The sequence below is a fragment of the Brucella pseudogrignonensis genome (genome assembly GCF_031454375.1).
GTDB classification, from domain to species: Bacteria; Pseudomonadota; Alphaproteobacteria; order Rhizobiales; family Rhizobiaceae; genus Brucella; species Brucella pseudogrignonensis_A.
The window spans coordinates 707077-725466 of the sequence record NZ_JAVDQT010000001.1 but is presented as its reverse complement, the minus strand read 5'-3'; the positions used below and the strand labels follow the sequence as shown (position 1 = coordinate 725466).

Genomic DNA, 18390 nt, shown 5'->3' with positions numbered 1-18390 from the left:
GTCATCCCTTTTGGGACGCTAGATAGTCTGCAACGGCCGCTCGAATTTCAGTCTCAAGTTGATTGGTTTGTGCCAAAATTTCTTTGATGGCCAGATCTACATTATCGATGAATGGGGAATTGATGCGACCGCCGCCCAACGGCGGTGCTATCGGACCATACTCCACGACCACCTTCTCTCCGGAGAACTGCACAGTGATGGATGCTGAGTTCCCAACGTACTTGGCATCTAATATTTGCATATAGGCCTCCCTGTTTGTTTCTCAGTGTAGGCCGGCGAACAGCATTCACACAAGATCATCTGCCGCCCACCAAGCGGCGTTTCACCTCAACACGAGGAGAGAATATGGAATTGCACCAATTATACGGCGTTAATCGACAGGGCGACGACTGGATTGAGGTGCCCGAAGACAAAGCCGCACGCGCGGCTGTTGAAGGGCGGCCCATAGCAGAGCGAGCTACGCGGATAACATTCAATAAGAACGGCATCGCGCTAAGCACTAGAGATGAGGATGGCGTCTGGAAAGACACAGGGTGGGTAATAAATCTCGCGCCTGTGAAGCCGTTTGCCGACCTCGTCATCATCGAAACGCCTTACAGCGGAGATGTGGAGGCCAATACCGCATACGCACGCGCGTGCCTTTTAGACAGCCCGCGGCGAGGCGAGGCACCGATTGCCAGCCATTTGCTGCACACGCAAGTGCTGGACGATATGCAGCCTGACGAACGCACTTTAGGGATTGAGGCAGGCCTTGCTTGGTATCGCGTGGCAACGAAATGCGTTGTTTACTCTGATCGTGGTATCAGCGGCGGAATGAAGATGGGCATCGATCGAGCCGGACTGCACGATGTGGCAGTTGAGTATCGGTGGCTAGAAAAGAAACCATGGCCAGCAGGAGAAGCACATGAGCAACATTGAAACAGCGATCGCCGTGGCATCTGCGGCTCACATGGGCCAAGTTGATAAGAACGGCGAGCCATACATTTTGCACCCCATTCGGGTGATGCTGGCTCAGACCACGGCAGAAACGCAGATTGTCGGCGTTATGCACGACATGATTGAGGACACAGACACGTCGCTGAACGACGTTTACTCATTTGGTTTCGACGACGACATCGTGCTGGCCTTGAATGCAATTACACGTCGAGATGACGAGGATTACTTTGTCTATGTGAAGCGTGCTTGTTCTAACCCTATCGCACGGCCGGTAAAAATTGCGGATCTACGAGACAATCTTCGCGCATCCAACGACGATGCCGACAGGCGCGCTCGATATACAAAAGCGCTCGAAATGCTCGGGGAGGCCCCATGAACCAATTCCACGTTGGCCAGAAAGTGGTCTGCATCGATAGCGCTGTCGGCTTTGAGCAGTATCTTGAAGTGAAGGAAGGCGAGATTTACGAGATCGAGTGGATCGGACCTTTCGAGCATTATATTCACGGCTCGTACATCGGCGTTCGTCTCAAAGGCGTTGATCGCGGAACTTGCCCGCAGTTTGGTTATGAAAACCCGCCTTTTGCAGCGAGGCGATTCCGGCCGCTTGTGGAAGATAAGCTGTCAGCGTTGCGCGGATTGCTTGCTGGCGGGCCTCTGACAGAGAGATTCGAAGAGCCAAAGCGTAAGGTGAGGGAGGAAGTGTGAGTAGCTGGCAGCGAATGGAATCTGCGCCCTTAGATGGGACTAAAGTCGATCTGTGGACGAATTTTGGCCGCATGACCGATTGCGCATTCACTCACCATCATTGGTTGAATGGCACGCCAGTGGGTGAAAAAGGCTGGTTCGACAAGCGCTTTGACGGTGGAATGCCACCAGTACCAACTCATTGGATGCTGCCGCCCGCGCCGCCGGAGGATTTGTGATGGGGATTATGAATTACACCATTGAAGATGCAGCCAATTCATACTTCCGAGGCAATCCCGACCTCGCGCTAGAGACGTTCGGCCCGCTGGAACGCTATACGCCTGCAAACGACAACTGGCCAAAGGTGATTGCATTTACTGGCAAGGCTGGCAGTGGGAAATCGACCGCTGCTAAGTACGTGATCGGGCGTGGCTACAAGCTGGTTAAATTCGCAGATCCGTTGAAGGATATGCTGCGCGCTATCGGATACAGTCAGCGACAGATTGAGGGTGACCTCAAAGAGGTTACCGATGCATCCGGTCAGACTCCGCGCCACGCAATGCAAACGCTTGGCACAGAATGGGGCCGCAAGTGCATGGGTGAGGATTTCTGGATTAACATCTGGCGCGAGCGCGTCGCTGGGGCTACCGCAGTCACTGACGACTGTAGGTTTGCAAACGAGGCCGATGCGGTAAGGTCAGTCGGTGGAATTGTAGTGAGGTTGGAAGGGCGTGGTGGCATAAACAGCAGCCATTCGTCTGAGAAGCTAGACTTCGACCCCGACATCGTGATCGCCAATAGCGGCTGCGTTACCAGTCTCCATGCGCAGATCGATAATATCCTCGTCGCCTAATTTAAAAGCCGCCCTTCGGGGCGGCTTGCTCATTGTACTGAACCGTTAATTGTTATTAGCCGGATGCAACATACGACTAGTTCGAGGAGCACTTTTCTCAGCGCTGACAATCTGCATAGCCAACGAAATTAGGTACTTTTGGTCCCTGATCCCATTTCTGTAAAGACTGAAAACAGTCGAAAGCAAGTGGTCTGAATCGTAACTTTTCTTATTTACCACTAAACGGTCAGTCGAAACTTCGACGCATTTACGCATGAAATTAATTTCGATAGAGCTAAAAACATCAATGCTATTATGTATTGTGGGCATTGCAACCTCCCTTAATAAAGGGTTAACAATATCCGATATGATTAAAAATGACAGGGCAGTTCGTTCACGAATTATAAGCGGGATATTCTCGAATATTTATAGCTCTAGTTTTCATCGGCTTTATTAGCTTCAGTCTCTACATCATTGAGTCTATCCAACAAATTTTCAAACATTGCGTCACGATCATTCACAGTGGTTTTAGCAATCTGCCGCTTAAACCCTTCGGCAATGGCCCGGTTAGAAGGGCTAAGCTTAGTTTTCTTTGGTATTATCGCCTTATTTGCAGATTCAATAAAGCCTCGCTTATTTGGCATTGGGGTGACTTTCGACTTGTGTTGCTTTGGACAACGGTCTCAGTCTCCGTTCAGTTCCATCGAATTATCTTACGCGCAGATCCTCTCCTCAAAACAAACTGGCCTGTCCCTCATTGTCATTGCTCGGTGTCAAATCGATCAACTCGTCATCCCCTAATGGCTTCTGCATTTCCTTTGCCTCATCCCATGGAGCGCGAAGCCAGATTTCTATTTCCTCTGTCGTGCGAAGAATGACGGGCATAGCCTTGGGGTGAACTGGCTTAACGACTGCGTTAGGCTCAGTGGTCAGAAAGCCGAATATATCGACTTCAACCGGCCCTTCTTTTTTCTTTCGCACACCTTTCCATGTCGTCCAGATGCCAGTGAAAGCGAATAGCGGCTTATCTTCGCTGAGAGCGAACCAGTGCAGCGGCTTACGCTTTGTTTTTGGATCCGGCGTTTGACCGTATTCAGAGAATGACGTGGCGGGTACGACGCACCGGCTTTCAACGCCTTGCCAGCGCCGCCAGTGAGGAGAGGTGAGGTTGCGAATGTTCGTGACGCCTGTATCTGCTTCGCCCTTTACATATATAGGTGGTGTCGGCATCCCCCATCGAAGGTGTGCAAGTTCATGTTCGCCGTCAGTGAGATTGCGCAAAACAGGAGCCGGATAATCTGGGTATACGTCCAATTGAGGATCAACACGGTTTGTCACGTCTCCGAATTTTGGAAACAATCGGCGCATGGCCTCGTGTGATGTGGTGAGATTATAAAGATTGCACATGCGATCCTCCTGCTAAGAAGAGAATAGGGCGCTACTTCTAGGTTCAGGTCAAATGCTATGCATTAAAAAGTGCCTCACGATTTTTACGTGAGGCACTATTCGACTTAATTGTATGGCGAGTTGCAGATTGCACGGCGTCCCGCACTTGGAACGTAAGTATTGTCAGAAGCGCGGTAGGTGCGATAACGCGAAGAGCACCACTGATAATGACGATTGCTATACCCTCGTGCCGCAGGACGTTGGTTATTTAACGCGCCGCCAAGAACTGCGCCGGCTCCAAATGCCGCTAAAGGATACCACCAACCGTCGGAGTGTCGCTTATAACCTCTGCGATGTTCACGATAGCCACGATGTCCATTATGCCAACCGTCACGATGAGAACGTTTCCAGTTTCCACGTCTGTCGTCTCTGTATCGTCTATGCTGAACTTGCTGGATTTGAGATTCACTCAAACTCAAATCAGAGGTCTGTCTGACCGGGGAGGCGACTGCCGGCGTAAATGAAGTCGCAGCGACAGCAAAACTTAAAGCGAGTATCCAAGATTTTTTGAACATCAGTTTTCCTTACATTGGCTCTGAGACTAACTTAAAAGGCCTTGTAAGGTTCCAATGCGTCTCAAATTGGCTTCAGTTATCTGGGTTCGCGATAAACAACAAATTTGCTTTGCCCCTTCGCTGTGCAGGAGCCACACCTGAGTTTCCATTGGTGTGGACGCAAAGGCTCGTTCTTACCGATCTTTCGTACGGCTTGTTTTGTGTTCACATTGCTAACGTGTCCGCACCTTGTGCAGAGGCCGCAAAGAACGGCCCATGGCTCGAGGTCGGCAATCCGTGTAAAGATGTCAATTTTTTCATGCGAAGGTGGCCTTGCCATGTGGTCTACCGAACGACGGTTCGTTCCCAAACGCCATCACCAAAAGGTTTGCCGCCATGCCGACTCATGAAAACGCTCATGCGCCTTTCGGATGGAAAACTGAACACGCAAAAGTCGATTCCAGATTTGCGCGCCATGCGATGAGGAAGGCGAGCACCAAGGCGGCCGGCATCTCTATGAACTTCACGTCGAGCGCATTTTAGTGCGTATGCTTCAGGAAGGGCGACTTGGAAAGTTTTCATCACGCAGCCCTCTTAAAAGAGTTGGTACGCTGATTGTGGGCGAGTGCAATCTGAGACAGCTCAATCTCACGCGCAAGGAAGTCTCGGTCTTTCAAAAGCGCTTCGATGGAAGCTCGCACATCGCCTTTATGATAAGCCAATACCAGGTCAATTTCGGCGTCGTAGTTATTTAAAACTGCATTCATGGCGTTCTCCATAGTTTGATTACCGCCTGCCAATGTTCCTGTTATGTTCTAATTTAGTTTGTTAGTCAACCCATGTGATTCTAGAACGAGTAAACATCTATTCACCATGTTGAAAAGGCATGTTTAGGTTCATTTGAACCTTTGGTCACTGCCTGAAACGCTTGTAAGTGATTGAAATCGTTGGCGCACCCGACTGGATTCGAACCAGTGACCTCTGCCTTCGGAGGGCAGCACTCTATCCAGCTGAGCTACGGGTGCATCGCCGGGAGGCACAAATGCCTCAATTGAGGCGTTTCTAGCTGAACCACGTCCCAGCTTCAATGCCCTATTTAAACAACAGACAGCAATTTGGTAAAATAGACGTAGAAATTCCTCATCCCATCATCGCGGAAAAGAAACCATATCCCCATACAGCTCCCGCAGCTTCGCTTTAACAGCTGGAGAGTTCTGGTAAATTTCGATGAATTTTTTCAACCGTGCATCGTCTCGCAATTCAGGACGAGTAACAAACTGAAATGCATAAATTGGCTCGTTCTCGAAAGTCAGACCGGATGACGCATCCAATCCTGCAAGCTTGGCAAATGTAGGGTAGGTGGCAGCAGCATCGACGTCATCTAGTGAACGCGCAATTTGCGGTCCATCAAGCTGTACGATTTTCAGCGGCTTTTTCCATGTCACAACATCTTCAAGGCTGGCACGTTGGCCGATGCCTGGCTTCAATTCAAGAAAGCCAGCTTGCTGCAAAAGCAATAATGAGCGTGCGGTGTTGATAACATCGCCTGAAAACGCGATCTGCGCATTGTCTGGAATATCTTCCAGCTTCGAATATTTCTTCGAGTAGAGAGCAAAAGGCGTACTGAATGCAGGCGCAACCGGCACAAGCCCATTCCCGGTATTGGCATTTGTATAATTCAAATAAGGAATGTGCTGGAAGAGATTCGCGTCGGCAGTTTTGTCCGCGACTGCTGTGTTGGGCGTATTCCAATCGCTAAATTCGATTAACTCGACATCTAGCCCGTGCTCTTTGGCTTCTGTAGCCGCAACTTCAGCAGCCTGATTAGAAACACTGGTCGCGAGTGCGACGCGTAACGATTGTCGCTCTTCAGCATGAAGCATTGCTGGCATTAATCCTGCCGCGAGAAAAAGTGCAGAAATTGAAAAAAAGCGCCGACGCGAATTAATTTTATTTGATGATATTTGCTTGCTCATATCGGCCGCCATGATAACTTTTAAAAGTTGAGTATTTTGATCTACTATATACACTTGCATGCAAATAAGAAACAGTTTCTGCATGGCGCATCAATAATTTAGCACGCACTTGATTGTGATCAATGAGCCTCTATTTCGAGAGATTACAGTCTTGAGCATGTCATCTGCGGATGCAACATTTTCAGCCGTTAGTTCCTCAAACTTTTGTCAGTCTAAAAGCAGAAAAGGAGACATCATGTCAAACACAGCTAAGGTCGCCTTAGTCACGGGCGCAGCACAGGGTATTGGTCGCGGTATTGCTTTGCGTCTTGCAAAAGATGGTTTTGATATTGCACTGGTCGATCTGAAGGCGGACAAGCTTGAAGCCGTGAAAAAGGAAGTTGAGGCGCTCGGCCGCAAGGCTTCAACCTTCTCCGCTGACGTCAGCAAGCGTGATGATGTCTATGCTGCAATTGATCATGCGGAAAAAGAACTCGGCGGTTTTGATGTTATCGTCAACAATGCTGGCATTGCGCAGGTGCAGCCAATTTCTGATGTGAAACCAGAAGAGGTTGATCGCATCCTTAAGATCAACATTGAGGGTGTTTTGTGGGGCATTCAGGCAGCCGCAGCCAAGTTCAAAGCGCGCGGACACAAGGGTAAAATCATTAATGCGTCCTCTATTGCTGGCCATGATGGCTTTGCGATGCTCGGTGTTTATTCTGCGACGAAATTCGCCGTGCGTGCGCTGACGCAAGCTGCTGCCAAAGAATATGCAAGCGCTGGCATCACCGTTAATGCATACTGCCCTGGTATTGTCGGCACGGATATGTGGGTTGAGATCGACGAGCGATTCTCGGAAATCACGGGTGCACCAAAAGGTGAGACATACAAGAAATACGTCGAAGGCATTGCGCTTGGTCGCGCTCAAACGCCTGAAGACGTTGCTTCGCTGGTATCTTTCTTGTCCAGCCCAGATTCAGACTACATCACAGGTCAGGCTATTTTGACCGATGGCGGCATAGTTTACCGCTAAGCTCCTACAAAATCGAAAAGGCAGGAGAATCCTGCCTTTTTAAGCTTTCACATAGCTTTTTTTTGGGGGGGGGGGGCTGACAGAATAGTTCTGCGTGGCTTTTCTGTATTGAATGAAAGAGGGGGAGACTCGGTTAGGCAAGTCAAAAATCAAAATGCCTTGATCTCTCGATAAGAAAGACTTTCGCATTTAGCGTATTGTTTAAAAGGCGTTTTGTCGATTTCTCACAGCAAACGTTCACGTAATTACGTTAGAAAATTACTACTTATAGTTTTTTTTGGAAAAGTTCCGGACGATTTTCAGCCCAATATCGTGATTGTCACTAAAGATCACGATGTCTTTTTACTAATCATTCCTTTGAAAGGAATGGCGCGAGTGACGGGGCTCGAACCCGCGACCTCCGGCGTGACAGGCCGGCACTCTAACCAACTGAGCTACACCCGCGCATTGTTCCGATGCTTTCGCTTGGGAACGATGCTCATGTATGCGGGAACGCAGCCAGCGTCAATCGTTTCTATGCGTAAGACCATAAAAAAATGAGATAATTTGAATTTAAGCCCGCCCTTGTGGATAAACATATGTTTTTTTGCTCGTGAAAAGGGAAAACTAGGGCAATATAAGAATTATAAATAGAAAGCGGCAGCTCAAATATGAGCGCCGCTCCCTTCAGAGATTCGTTTAGCGAACAGTTTCGCCGGTCTTTGGATCAATCTTAATCTCAACCTTTGCGCCATTTTTCATGAAATATTCGATTTCATAATAGCCGCGATCATTCCAATCGACTTCATCGATATATTGAACATCCGCTTGCTGCTCGATCTTGGAAATAATTTCAGAGAGTTTTGCGCCTTCGGGAGCGGCTGCAAAAGCTGATGCGGATGTTGCCGTAAGAAGAATGGCGGCGATCATGGTGCGCATGTAGAACTCCTTTGATTGTTACAGCCTGTAGGTAAGGCTGCAAAACGTCTAATCAAGGAGTGGCATCGCCAGATACCTTATTGCCACGAGCCAAAATGTGTCTGCACAAAGCAGCCGAACACAAGGAATGCCAATATGGCGAGGGCGATCAAGAGTATTTTCATTATATGATCATCCGCATTGTTCAGATCACATACAAGAAAACTGTATGTGATCTGAAATTGTCAGGTCGATCAATGAAAGGAAATGATTTCGATCAACGGTTACGATTGTCGACAGAAAACGCACCGGCTCCTGTTGCTACGAGGGTGAGGAATACAAAGCAGAACAGAATGGATGCATCGCCGCCGTTTGCGACTGGGAAGAAGCTTTTTGGGGCGTGCGCCATGAAATAGGCGAATGCCATGTGGCCCGATAGGATGAAGGCAACGGGTCTTGTAAACCAGCCAAAGAAAATGAGCGCGCCGCCAATGATTTCCAGTAAGGCCGAGGCAAGCTGTAACGCTGAGAGACTATCAGGGCCAGCAATCGGAAAGCTGAAAGCTTTCTGTGTGCCATGCTCAAAATAGAGAAGCGCAGTCACGATACGAAGAATGCCGATTGCGTAAGGCTGGTATTTATTGAGCGAGCTGTTTTCTGCCACGAGTTTCTCCAAACATGAGATTTAAAGTCAATAAATCCATGAAGCCAAAAACAGCCATAAATGCAAGCATTTGCTAATGAAAAATGCCGCTGAATGTCAGCGGCAACGTGTTTGTCCGAGTTTCACATCAAACTGACGTGGACCAACCATTCCGTTTTTCATCGGCTTTGAGACGATTGTTGCTCTAAGAGAGCAGGGACCAGCAATCACCTGGTACTTGTCGTCGTTTTGATAGATTACCTTGTCTATTGGGTATTGAGGCACAGCTTGGGCGGCTGCTTCAATAACGGCATTGAGTTCTTTTGCGCGTTGATAATTTGGGGCCAGTGCAGCCTCGGCAGCGCTTGCAACAACAAATAGTGAAACAGTGCCAAATATGATTGCCAGACGAACCATACTGATCTCCATCAAATAGAATATTCAATAAAGTTAAACGGGCGGAAAAATAGAGCCCGCCTGTTGCCTTGCAAAGGTATCATCACGATCGTGCGATAAGATAGTGAAATCGGACGCAGGCTTTTCTTCCCGCCGCTCAACGCTGTTCAATCATTAAAAACCGTAAGAAGAGTTCATCACGAGTCCCATTGATATCGTAAAATCGATCGCCATTTCCGATATTGGATAAACTTGAATAGCCAATGGATAATTGATGGCCATAGCCCCACAGCGCCGAGCACTGCTAATCGTCAATCCGAAAGCCCGGAATGGTAAAGGGTTTAATGCAGGCATGCGCGCGACACTCGAGCGCGGTGGCATATCTCTTGTAGAAAAAACGGCCAAGGGAGACGAGTCGATCTCCGATGTCATACGCAGCAATAGTGATGTTGATTTGGTCATCGTTGGCGGCGGCGACGGCACACTGAATGCAGCAGCCCAGGGGCTTATGGAAACGAAGTTGCCATTGGCCATCCTGCCGCTCGGAACCGCAAATGACTTTGCGCGCACAATTGGCATTCCGGCGGATCCAACAGAAGCGACGCGGCAATTGCTTACCTATCAGCAACTCCCCATCGATCTGGGGGAGGTGAATGGTCACCTTTATTTCAATGTGGCAAGCATTGGTTTTAGTGCTGAATTGGCCCAGAAACTCAGTGCCGATGCTAAGAAAAAGTGGGGCAAGCTAGGCTATGCGATTGCAGCTGCCAGAATTTTGGCGCGTTCGGAGCTTTTTACGGCCTATCTCGAACATGACGGAATAACTGAGCAGATAAAAACGCTTCAGGTATCGGTTGGAAATGGCAAGTTTTACGGTGGCGGAATGGCTGTCGAAAAAGATGCGACCATTGATGATGGTAAACTGGATTTCTACAGTCTGGAAGTTGATCACTGGTGGAAGCTTTTGCGCCTGTTGCCAAGCTTACGCCAGGGCACGCAATCGAAATGGGATGATGTACGTGCGTTTCCAACGACTGAAGTGATTATACGCACCAAAAAGCCGCGTCCTGTGAATACAGATGGCGAGCTTTCAACGTGGACGCCTGCGCATTTCAAGCTGCATCGCAAAGCGATCAATGCATTCAGGCCCGCATAAAAAATGGCCCGCTCTAACAAGAACGGGCCTAAATCATGACGTTAGGTGATTGGCTCGGAGGTCATAAGAGCCGTATAAGTAACGGCTGAACTCCTTGATTGTTCCTTAATCAGAAGAAAAAGTACCAGATAAACAGCACTGCAATAAAAGGTACGCCGAGAAGCCATAGGATAAGTGCACGGAACATTTTTTCTCTCCTTCGTGTTGGAAAAACAACGTGGTAGAGGCGTTTTGGTTCCCTGATAGATGTGATGAAATTTTGTTAACCTTCATCGACTCAAGTGCCCGATTTGCAAATTCTTTAATGATCCGTCAATAATTCAATGACATCACTATTTGCTCAAAGATATTTTTGACCTCTCGGGTTGTGTAAAGAGTTGCGGGTGTGTGGCGTATGAGTTCGAACGGGTGGCAAAACCGCGATGGAAGCGTAAGGCTAGCGATTAAGCGTGAAAAACGCGGATCGACTGCAATGTTGACATTCGTGGCGTTAGCTCTCGCTTTGGCAGGCTGTGCAAGCGCTCCGCAGCCGAAGTCATCGAAGAAAAAACACCCCAAAGAATATTTTGCGGAATCCAAATATGGTGTCAAAGCCAGCCCGCGCGTGACGAATGTGCAGGGAAAACCTTTGCCGCGTGGTGGTGGTCGTGATCAGACTGGTAAGCCTTATCAAGTCAAAGGCCGCTGGTATTATCCGAAAGAAAACAAGAACTATGCTTCGCGGGGTCGCGCCTCCTGGTATGGCAGTGCATTTCATGGCCGTTTGACCGCCAATGGCGAGATTTACGATATGACGCATTTGACGGCGGCACATCCGACGATGCCGCTTCCAAGTTACGCACGCGTTACCAATATGTATAATGGCAGTTCCGTTATTGTGCGCGTGAACGACCGCGGACCGTTTGAGCGGGATCGCGTGATTGATCTGTCGCAGAAGGCTGCCGAAATGCTGGATTATCAGCATCACGGCACGGCTGATGTGAAGGTCGAGTACGTAGGTCGTGCACCGCTGGATGGGCAGGATGATGCTTATCTGCTAGCCTCATACCGTTCGGGTGATGCTGATCCGATTGGACAACCTGCAACAGGCGTTATGATGGCGATGAATGCGCCAACGCCGACGCCTGCTGGTATCGCCGCTATGCCAGTTCCGCAATCATCACCGTTTGAAGTAAATCCTGCATATGGTGACGGCGAAGCGCCTGTGTTACCGGCCAGTGTTCCAATCCCATCACCAAAACCAGCCATTGGTTTTGGTGTCGCCAATGCATCGCAGCTTGGAACTTTGGGCTATGCGTCTGACCGTATGACCGTTTCTGCATACGCGGAAGAAAAGACATATGGCAGCATTCTGACGGCTAGCGCTGTTTCTGATGCTTGGAAGCGCAGAAATTCGGAAGAGCAGCGCGAATATGTTGAGTTGGGCATGTTTGGCTCGCTTGAAGACGTCATAAAGCTTGAAAAATCGCTGCCGCGTTCCGCACGCGTTACACGCATGAAAACGCCGACGGAAAATGGCGATATGTATGAGCTGACGGCCTTCTCGCAAAAAGGCAACAATGACGATCTGCTTCGCGCTGCTTGGAAGGCTGGAGCGGCCGACGCCTTTGTCGTTCGTGCTGACTGAAACGAGCAAAAGCTGCGACGCGAGCTTGTCAAAGCATGACAGGTGTATCATGGGGCGCTCTTCGATCGGCATAAAGTTTGCAATGGCGACGACTGTCGCTCTTGCCTTGTCTTATTCGGGCTATGCGCAGCCTGTTGAAACGACATTTGCAACCAAAGCCCCACAAGTTCTGTTACTCGACGATAAAAGCGGCACGGTTCTCCTTTCTAAGAATCCAGACCTGAAAATTCCGCCTGCGTCACTTGCTAAGCTGATGACGGCAGAGGTGGTTTTCGAGGCGCTTCAAAAAGGCGAAACAACGCTTGAGGCGACCTATCCGGTAACGGAATACGCATGGCGCACGGGTGGCGCGCCTTCTGGCACATCAACAATGTTTGCGGCCTTGAAGTCGACGCCAACTGTCGCTGATCTTCTGCAAGGCATGATCGTGCAGGCTGCAAATGACGGTGCCATTATTCTGGCTGAAGGACTTTCCGGCAGCGAACCTGCATTTGCAGAGAAAATGAATGCTCGTGCTAAAGAACTGGGGCTGACCAGCTCCCGTTTCGTGAATGCCACTGGATTGCCAGCAGATGGCCAGACTGTGACCTTGTCTGACCTTATAAAGCTTGCACGGCACATCCACAGCGCGCATCCAGAGCCTTATCGGTATTATGCGCAGGACGCTTTCACTTGGAACAAGATTTTCCAGCGTAACCGAAACCCGCTGCTGCGGCTCGACATTGGCGCGGACGGCATGGGCACTGGCTATACTGAAGCATCTGGTTATGCGCTTGTTGGCTCTGCGGAGCAGAATGGCCGAAGGCTTTTTCTTGCGATGAGTGGTCTCACCAGCATCAAAGAACGCGAAGAGGAAGCCAAAAAGCTTATTCAATGGGGCATGACGTCTTTTGATGCCGTCAATCTTTATGCGGCTAATGAAGAGGTAAGCACGGCACAGGTGTTTGGCGGTGCAGCTTCAAGCGTTCCGCTCAAAGTCAAAGATGCTGTCGAATTACTGCTGCCAAAAGAAGGCCGTGATAAGCTTAAAGCACGCGTTTCTTATGAAGGGCCGCTCAACGCGCCGATTACAGCGGATACGCAGATCGGGACAATTGCATTTGAACTGAACGGCAATGTGGTTCAGCAAATACCGGTTTACACCGCGCAAGCGGTGCCTGTCGGCACACTTTCTCAGCGCGCAATGGGCGCAGCACTCGAACTTTCCACTGGTTGGCTGCGTAAGTATCTCTAAACGCTCGACCTGACAGTGAAACCTCATTAAACAAGATCAGACTTGTTTTGAGAGAAACTCGATTTTGCGGAAGTCAGTGTGACCGGATTGTTTATTACATTCGAGGGTGGGGAAGGTGCGGGGAAATCGACCCAGATTGCCTTGCTGGCAGAGCATCTGCGCACTCTTGGTCTAGATCCTCTGATAACGCGTGAACCGGGTGGTTCTGCGGGTGCCGAAGCTGTTCGCCATGTGATTCTAAGCGGTAACGCCGAGAGCTATGGCCCCGCGATGGAAGCATTGCTGTTCGCTGCTGCCCGCGCCGATCATGTTGATCAGCTGATCCGTCCGGCGCTTGCTGAAAGCCGCATTGTGCTTTGCGACCGATTTATCGATTCGAGCCGCGCCTATCAGGGCGTGACCGGCAATCTTGACGCCACTTACATGGCAGCGATTGAACGCATTGCGATTGATGGCGCAATGCCTGATCTCACAATTATTCTCGATATTCCTGCCGAACATGGTCTGTCACGTGCCAATAAACGGCGTGGGAGTGGTGCGGCAGATCGTTTCGAGAAAGAGGCGATTGCCGTGCATGAAGCGCGCAGACAGGCATTTCTCGCTATCGCCAAAGCCGAGCCTGATCGTTGCAAAGTAATCAATGCTGACCGCGATCAAGATGCGATTTCTGCCGATATAATCGGCGTTACTGATGAAATTCTGAAGAAAAGGGGACTTCTGTGATCGAAGAACTCGACGTCCCCAAAGCCCATGATTCAATCGAAGGTGTGGCTGAACCATCTGCCAGCGATTATCTGACTGGTCACGATGAAATTACTTCGTTTCTTGCACAAGCCTATCGCGAAGGGCGCATGCATCATGCGCTTCTGTTTGAGGGCGAGCAGGGCGTCGGCAAGGCGACACTGGCATTCCATCTGGCAGGCCACATGCTTGCGCATGGTGACCATTCATCTGCGCCTGAAATCATTGAAACGCCTGATTTCAGCAAACCGCTCTGGCGACAGATCGCGGGCGGTATGCATCCGGCGGTGCTGCATATCAACCGACCTTTCGACCAAAAGACGGGTAAGTTCAAAACAGGCATTCCCGTTGAGGAAATTCGCCGTGTTACTCATTTTTTGACCCGCACGGCATCTGATGGCGCATGGCGTATTGTCGTTGTAGATCCGGCAGATGACATGAACCGCAATGCGGCCAATGCGCTGCTTAAAACACTGGAAGAACCACCGGCGCGGGCAATGTTTATTCTGATCTCGCATTCGTCGGGCAGGCTTTTGCCGACGATCCGGTCGCGCTGCCAGAGCATCCAGTTCAAGCCGCTGGCGTATGAGCCTCTGACTGATGCCTTGACGCATATCGGGCCAAGCGTTGGCCTTGATGCGGGCAATATCACACCAGCATTGCTCACGCGATCAGAAGGCAGTGTTCGCAAAGCGTTGCTGCTCGTGGCGCATGGTGGTCTGGAAATTTCGGACACGGTCGATGCGATCTTGGGGGGGCAGGCGTTCGATCTACCGAAAGCGCAGGCGCTTTCAAATGTTCTCAATGGCCGTGAGGCCGAGATCCAGTATGAACTGTTTCGCGATTACCTGATGAGCCTGATCGCTGATGAAGCGCGCCGCTATGCAGATTCGGGGCAAACGCGTGAAGCCGATCAGTGGTCACGCTACTGGAGCGAATTGACCCGCGAAATTACCAATGCTGAGACCTATAATCTCGACCGCAAGCAGGCCGTTATGATCCTTTTGGAAAAAACGCATCGCGCTTTTCGATCTGGCGTGCCTCCGCTTACGTGACATGCCGCTATAACTGCGTTATGTCACCGCTAACGTTTTTTGAACATCACACTTGAAGAAGCCGGATTTTAGATGAGCCGCGAAAAATTCTATATCACCACTGCGATTGCTTACCCGAATGGCAAGCCGCATATCGGTCATGCTTATGAGTTGATTGCGACCGATGCTATGGCGCGTTTTCAGCGTCTGGATGGCAAGGATGTTCACTTCCTGACTGGCTCGGACGAACACGGTATTAAGATGTTGCAGAGCGCGCGCAAGGAAGGCATCACGCCTCGCGAACTCGCAGATCGCAACACAGCTGCTTTTCAGCGCATGGGCGAGTTTCTGAACAGCTCGCACGACGATTATATCCGCACCTCGGAAGAGCGCCATTACAAGGCCAGTCAGGCAATCTGGCAGGCGATGTCGGCCAGTGGCGACATTTATAAGGGCGGTTATGCGGGCTGGTATTCGGTGCGCGACGAAGCCTATTACGGTGAAGAAGAAACCGAAGTCCGAGCAGACAATGTTCGCTACGGTCCACAGGGCACGCCGGTCGAATGGGTTGAGGAAGAAAGCTATTTCTTCCGCCTGTCGGATTATCAGGACAGGTTGCTTGAACTTTATGAAAACAATCCCGGCTTCATCATGCCAGCGGAGCGTCGCAACGAGATCGTCAGCTTCGTGAAGTCCGGCCTGAAAGATTTGTCGATTTCGCGAACGACTTTTGACTGGGGTATTCCGGTTCCGGGTGATGAAAAGCACGTCATGTATGTCTGGGTCGATGCGCTGACCAACTATATTACTGCGCTTGGCTATCCGGATACGACTGACGAGAAATGGGCTTACTGGCCTGCTGATGCACATATCATCGGCAAGGATATCTCGCGTTTCCACGCAGTTTACTGGCCAGCATTCCTGATGTCGGCAGGCATTCCGCTGCCAAAGCGCGTCTTTGCACATGGGTTCCTGTTCAACCGCGGTGAAAAAATGTCGAAGTCACTCGGCAACGTCATCGATCCGTTTGAACTGGTCGAGCGCTATGGTCTTGATCAGTTGCGCTACTTCCTGATGCGCGAAGTGCCATTTGGTCAGGATGGCAGCTACAGCCACGACGCGATCGTCAACCGCACGAATGCTGATCTCGCCAATGATCTTGGCAACCTCGCACAGCGTTCGCTGTCGATGATTGCAAAGAACTGCGAAGGCAAGATTCCGGTTCCGGGTGCGTTCTCGGAGGCGGATAAGGCCATTCTCGATCAGGCTGATGCGGCGCTGGAAACAGCGCGCAAGGCTGTTGGTGATCAGGCATTGCATATCGCACTGGGCAGCATTTTTGCGGTGGTTGCCGAAGCAAACCGTTACTTTGCAGGGCAGGAGCCTTGGGCGCTGCGCAAGACCGATCTGGAACGCATGGGCACGGTGCTTTATGTTACGGCAGAAGTGATCCGCCGCGTTGGTATCATGGTGCAGCCGTTCATTCCGCAGTCAGCAGAAAAGCTGCTCGATATTCTGGCAATCCCGGCAGATCAGCGTCAGTTCTCTGACGTAAGCGCGCATCCGCTTGTCGGCGGCGCAGAACTGCCAGCACCACAGCCGGTTTTCCCGCGCTATGTGGAACCAGAAGAGCAGAACTGAGCCGAATATGCTTGTCGATAGTCACTGCCATCTCGATTTTGCGGACTTCGAGCCGGAGCGCGATGCGATTGTGCAACGCGCGCTTGATGCTGGCATCAAACGCATGGTCACGATTTCAACGCGTGTGCGCAAGTTCGATACGATCCTCGCGCTCACCGAGAAATACGAAAGCGTCTATTGTTCGGTTGGCACTCATCCGAACAATGCGCATGAAGAGCTTGACGTCACAGCTGACGATCTCGTGAAGCTGGCAGAGCACCCGAAAGTCGTCGCCATAGGCGAGGCGGGCCTTGATTATCATTATGATTATGCACCTCAGGAAGCCCAGCGTCAGGGCTTTCTCGTGCATATCGAAGCTGCCCGCCGCACACAGTTGCCGCTTGTGATTCATGCGCGCAGTGCGGACCAGGATATGGCTGATATTCTGGAGGCTGAGACGGCTAAGGGTGCATTTCCTTTCATCCTGCATTGCTTCTCATCAGGCAAAGCTTTGGCTGAAAAAGGCGTTGAGCTGGGCGGCTATGTGTCGTTCTCCGGCATTCTGACCTTCAAGAACTCAGCCGATATTCGCGAAATAGCGCAGATCGTTCCGCGTGATCGTCTGCTGGTTGAGACAGATGCACCTTATCTCGCGCCGATGCCGCATCGCGGAAGCCGCAATGAACCATCCTTCGTGCAGCACACAGCATCCGTTTTGGCTGAAACCATTGGCGTAAGCCGCGATGAAATCGCTGACATTACCAGCGAAAATGTCTTCAGGCTTTTCTCCAAAATGCCAAAGCCTGCCGGGGAATAGTTATCGTGGTATCGCCTCGCAATTGTCTGCGTTTCACAATTCTCGGGTGCGGTTCGTCTCCCGGTGTGCCGCGTATCAATGGCGATTGGGGTAATTGCGATCCTCTGAATCCAAAGAATAAGCGCCGGCGCGCTGCTTTACTCGTTGAACGCTTCAATGCGGAGGGGCAAAGCACGGTCGTTGTTATCGACACTGGCCCGGACTTTCGCGACCAGATGATTGATGCCAAGGTGGCTTCGCTCGATGCTGCCATCTATACGCATCCACATGCCGACCATATTCATGGCATTGATGATCTCAGAACCTATGTCGTTGAAAACCGGCGGCTGATGGATGTCTATGCCAACCGGCTGACACGAAACCGCCTGTTTGAAGCCTTCGGCTATTGTTTTGAGACGCCGGTGGGATCGAGCTATCCGCCGATCTTATCGATGCATGACATTATGGCTAAAACGCCTTTCTCAATTACCGGAGCAGGTGGGGCGATCCGCTTTGAACCGTTCCGCCAAGTGCATGGCGATATAGAATCGCTAGGCTTTCGTATTGGCAATGTCGCTTACTGTACGGATGTCAGCGCATTCCCGGATGAGAGCCTGAAATATATCCGCCATGCCGATGTGCTGATTATCGGTGCGCTGCAATATCGCCAGCATCCAAGCCATTTCTCGTTGGAACAGGCACTGGAATGGATTGAGTTTTTCGGTCCGAAACGCGCAATCCTGACGCACATGCATGTGCCGCTCGATTATGACACGGTCATGCGAGAAACGCCGGATCACGTCGAACCCGGCTATGACGGGTTAAGCTTTGAAGTTCCAATGACATAAAAAAAGGCCCGTTGA

General features: G+C 50.6%; 23 protein-coding genes and 2 tRNA genes. 14 read left to right on the top strand and 11 right to left on the bottom strand.

Annotated features, from left to right (window positions below; translation table 11 throughout):
* Nucleotide 1: 1 nt before the first annotated feature.
* Nucleotides 2-241 (bottom strand): hypothetical protein, encoded by a 240-nt coding sequence (locus J2782_RS03500; protein ID WP_310010172.1) that lies wholly within the window; start codon nt 239-241, stop codon nt 2-4.
* Between the two features lie 104 nt (nt 242-345).
* Here J2782_RS03500 and J2782_RS03495 point away from each other — a divergent pair, with 104 nt between their 5' ends.
* The 5 genes from J2782_RS03495 to J2782_RS03475 are packed head-to-tail and all read left to right on the top strand — an operon-like array spanning nt 346 to nt 2473.
* Nucleotides 346-918, top strand: a complete 573-nt coding sequence (locus tag J2782_RS03495) for a DUF7768 domain-containing protein (protein ID WP_310010170.1) — start codon at nt 346-348, stop codon at nt 916-918.
* Nucleotides 905-1312: a GTP pyrophosphokinase gene (locus J2782_RS03490; protein WP_310010169.1), complete on the top strand. Its 408-nt coding sequence runs from the start codon at nt 905-907 to the stop codon at nt 1310-1312. Before J2782_RS03495 ends, J2782_RS03490 begins: the two co-directional genes overlap by 14 nt.
* Nucleotides 1309-1641, top strand: a complete 333-nt coding sequence (locus J2782_RS03485) for a hypothetical protein (RefSeq protein WP_310010167.1) — start codon at nt 1309-1311, stop codon at nt 1639-1641. Before J2782_RS03490 ends, J2782_RS03485 begins: the two co-directional genes overlap by 4 nt.
* A complete protein-coding gene (locus J2782_RS03480) occupies nt 1638-1859 on the top strand; it encodes a hypothetical protein (RefSeq protein ID WP_310010165.1) in 222 nt (73 codons plus the stop codon). The genes J2782_RS03485 and J2782_RS03480 overlap by 4 nt, the downstream gene beginning before the upstream one ends.
* Nucleotides 1859-2473 carry a nucleoside/nucleotide kinase family protein gene (locus J2782_RS03475; RefSeq protein WP_310010163.1) on the top strand — a complete coding sequence of 205 codons (615 nt, stop codon included), beginning with the start codon at nt 1859-1861 and terminating at the stop codon, nt 2471-2473. The genes J2782_RS03480 and J2782_RS03475 overlap by 1 nt, the downstream gene beginning before the upstream one ends.
* A 413-nt stretch (nt 2474-2886) precedes the next feature.
* Here the strand turns inward: J2782_RS03475 and J2782_RS03470 are convergent, their stop codons facing one another.
* From J2782_RS03470 to J2782_RS03445, 6 genes are all read right to left on the bottom strand, one after another.
* Nucleotides 2887-3096 (bottom strand): hypothetical protein, encoded by a 210-nt coding sequence (locus J2782_RS03470; protein WP_310010161.1) that lies wholly within the window; start codon nt 3094-3096, stop codon nt 2887-2889.
* Between the two features lie 88 nt (nt 3097-3184).
* Nucleotides 3185-3859, bottom strand: coding sequence for an SOS response-associated peptidase (locus J2782_RS03465; protein WP_310010160.1), 675 nt, complete (start codon nt 3857-3859; stop codon nt 3185-3187).
* 104 nt (nt 3860-3963) lie between these two features.
* Nucleotides 3964-4413: a BA14K family protein gene (locus J2782_RS03460; RefSeq protein ID WP_310010159.1), complete on the bottom strand. Its 450-nt coding sequence runs from the start codon at nt 4411-4413 to the stop codon at nt 3964-3966.
* Nucleotides 4414-4973: 560 nt separating this feature from the next.
* Nucleotides 4974-5159: a hypothetical protein gene (locus tag J2782_RS03455; RefSeq protein WP_310010157.1), complete on the bottom strand. Its 186-nt coding sequence runs from the start codon at nt 5157-5159 to the stop codon at nt 4974-4976.
* Between the two features lie 181 nt (nt 5160-5340).
* Nucleotides 5341-5417 (bottom strand) — tRNA-Arg (locus tag J2782_RS03450).
* A gap of 123 nt (nt 5418-5540) precedes the next feature.
* Entirely contained in the window at nt 5541-6452 is a 912-nt protein-coding gene (locus tag J2782_RS03445; RefSeq protein WP_310010155.1) for a MetQ/NlpA family ABC transporter substrate-binding protein, read from the bottom strand.
* 151 nt (nt 6453-6603) lie between these two features.
* On the opposite strand from J2782_RS03445, the gene J2782_RS03440 reads away from it, so the two are divergent.
* Nucleotides 6604-7383, top strand: coding sequence for an acetoin reductase (locus tag J2782_RS03440; protein WP_310010154.1), 780 nt, complete (start codon nt 6604-6606; stop codon nt 7381-7383).
* 367 nt (nt 7384-7750) lie between these two features.
* On the opposite strand, the gene J2782_RS03435 is transcribed toward J2782_RS03440, so the two are convergent.
* From J2782_RS03435 to J2782_RS03420, 4 genes are all read right to left on the bottom strand, one after another.
* Nucleotides 7751-7827, bottom strand: a tRNA-Asp gene (locus J2782_RS03435).
* A 234-nt stretch (nt 7828-8061) separates the two neighbouring features.
* A complete protein-coding gene (locus J2782_RS03430) occupies nt 8062-8301 on the bottom strand; it encodes a PepSY domain-containing protein (RefSeq protein ID WP_310010152.1) in 240 nt (79 codons plus the stop codon).
* Nucleotides 8302-8557: 256 nt separating this feature from the next.
* Nucleotides 8558-8944 (bottom strand): DoxX family protein, encoded by a 387-nt coding sequence (locus J2782_RS03425; RefSeq protein WP_310010149.1) that lies wholly within the window; start codon nt 8942-8944, stop codon nt 8558-8560.
* A gap of 96 nt (nt 8945-9040) precedes the next feature.
* Nucleotides 9041-9340, bottom strand: a complete 300-nt coding sequence (locus J2782_RS03420; RefSeq protein WP_310010147.1) for a hypothetical protein — start codon at nt 9338-9340, stop codon at nt 9041-9043.
* Nucleotides 9341-9593: 253 nt separating this feature from the next.
* Between J2782_RS03420 and J2782_RS03415 the strand changes: the two genes are divergently transcribed.
* From J2782_RS03415 to J2782_RS03380, 8 genes are all read left to right on the top strand, one after another.
* Nucleotides 9594-10475, top strand: a complete 882-nt coding sequence (locus J2782_RS03415; protein ID WP_310010143.1) for a lipid kinase — start codon at nt 9594-9596, stop codon at nt 10473-10475.
* 394 nt (nt 10476-10869) lie between these two features.
* Nucleotides 10870-12102, top strand: a complete 1233-nt coding sequence (locus J2782_RS03410) for a septal ring lytic transglycosylase RlpA family protein (protein WP_310010141.1) — start codon at nt 10870-10872, stop codon at nt 12100-12102.
* An 82-nt stretch (nt 12103-12184) separates the two neighbouring features.
* Nucleotides 12185-13336 (top strand): D-alanyl-D-alanine carboxypeptidase family protein, encoded by a 1152-nt coding sequence (locus J2782_RS03405; RefSeq protein WP_310011053.1) that lies wholly within the window; start codon nt 12185-12187, stop codon nt 13334-13336.
* Nucleotides 13337-13414: 78 nt separating this feature from the next.
* On the top strand, nt 13415-14059 hold the full coding sequence (gene tmk, locus J2782_RS03400) for a dTMP kinase (RefSeq protein ID WP_310010140.1): 645 nt from the start codon (nt 13415-13417) through the stop codon (nt 14057-14059).
* On the top strand, nt 14056-15132 hold the full coding sequence (locus tag J2782_RS03395) for a DNA polymerase III subunit delta' (protein WP_310010139.1): 1077 nt from the start codon (nt 14056-14058) through the stop codon (nt 15130-15132). The genes tmk and J2782_RS03395 overlap by 4 nt, the downstream gene beginning before the upstream one ends.
* A 72-nt stretch (nt 15133-15204) precedes the next feature.
* Nucleotides 15205-16752, top strand: a complete 1548-nt coding sequence (metG, locus tag J2782_RS03390; RefSeq protein ID WP_310010138.1) for a methionine--tRNA ligase — start codon at nt 15205-15207, stop codon at nt 16750-16752.
* A gap of 7 nt (nt 16753-16759) precedes the next feature.
* Complete coding sequence (locus J2782_RS03385) at nt 16760-17548, top strand: TatD family hydrolase (RefSeq protein WP_310010137.1); 789 nt, start codon at nt 16760-16762, stop codon at nt 17546-17548.
* Nucleotides 17549-17553: 5 nt separating this feature from the next.
* On the top strand, nt 17554-18375 hold the full coding sequence (locus J2782_RS03380; protein ID WP_310010136.1) for an MBL fold metallo-hydrolase: 822 nt from the start codon (nt 17554-17556) through the stop codon (nt 18373-18375).
* The last annotated feature ends 15 nt before the right edge of the window (nt 18376-18390 follow it).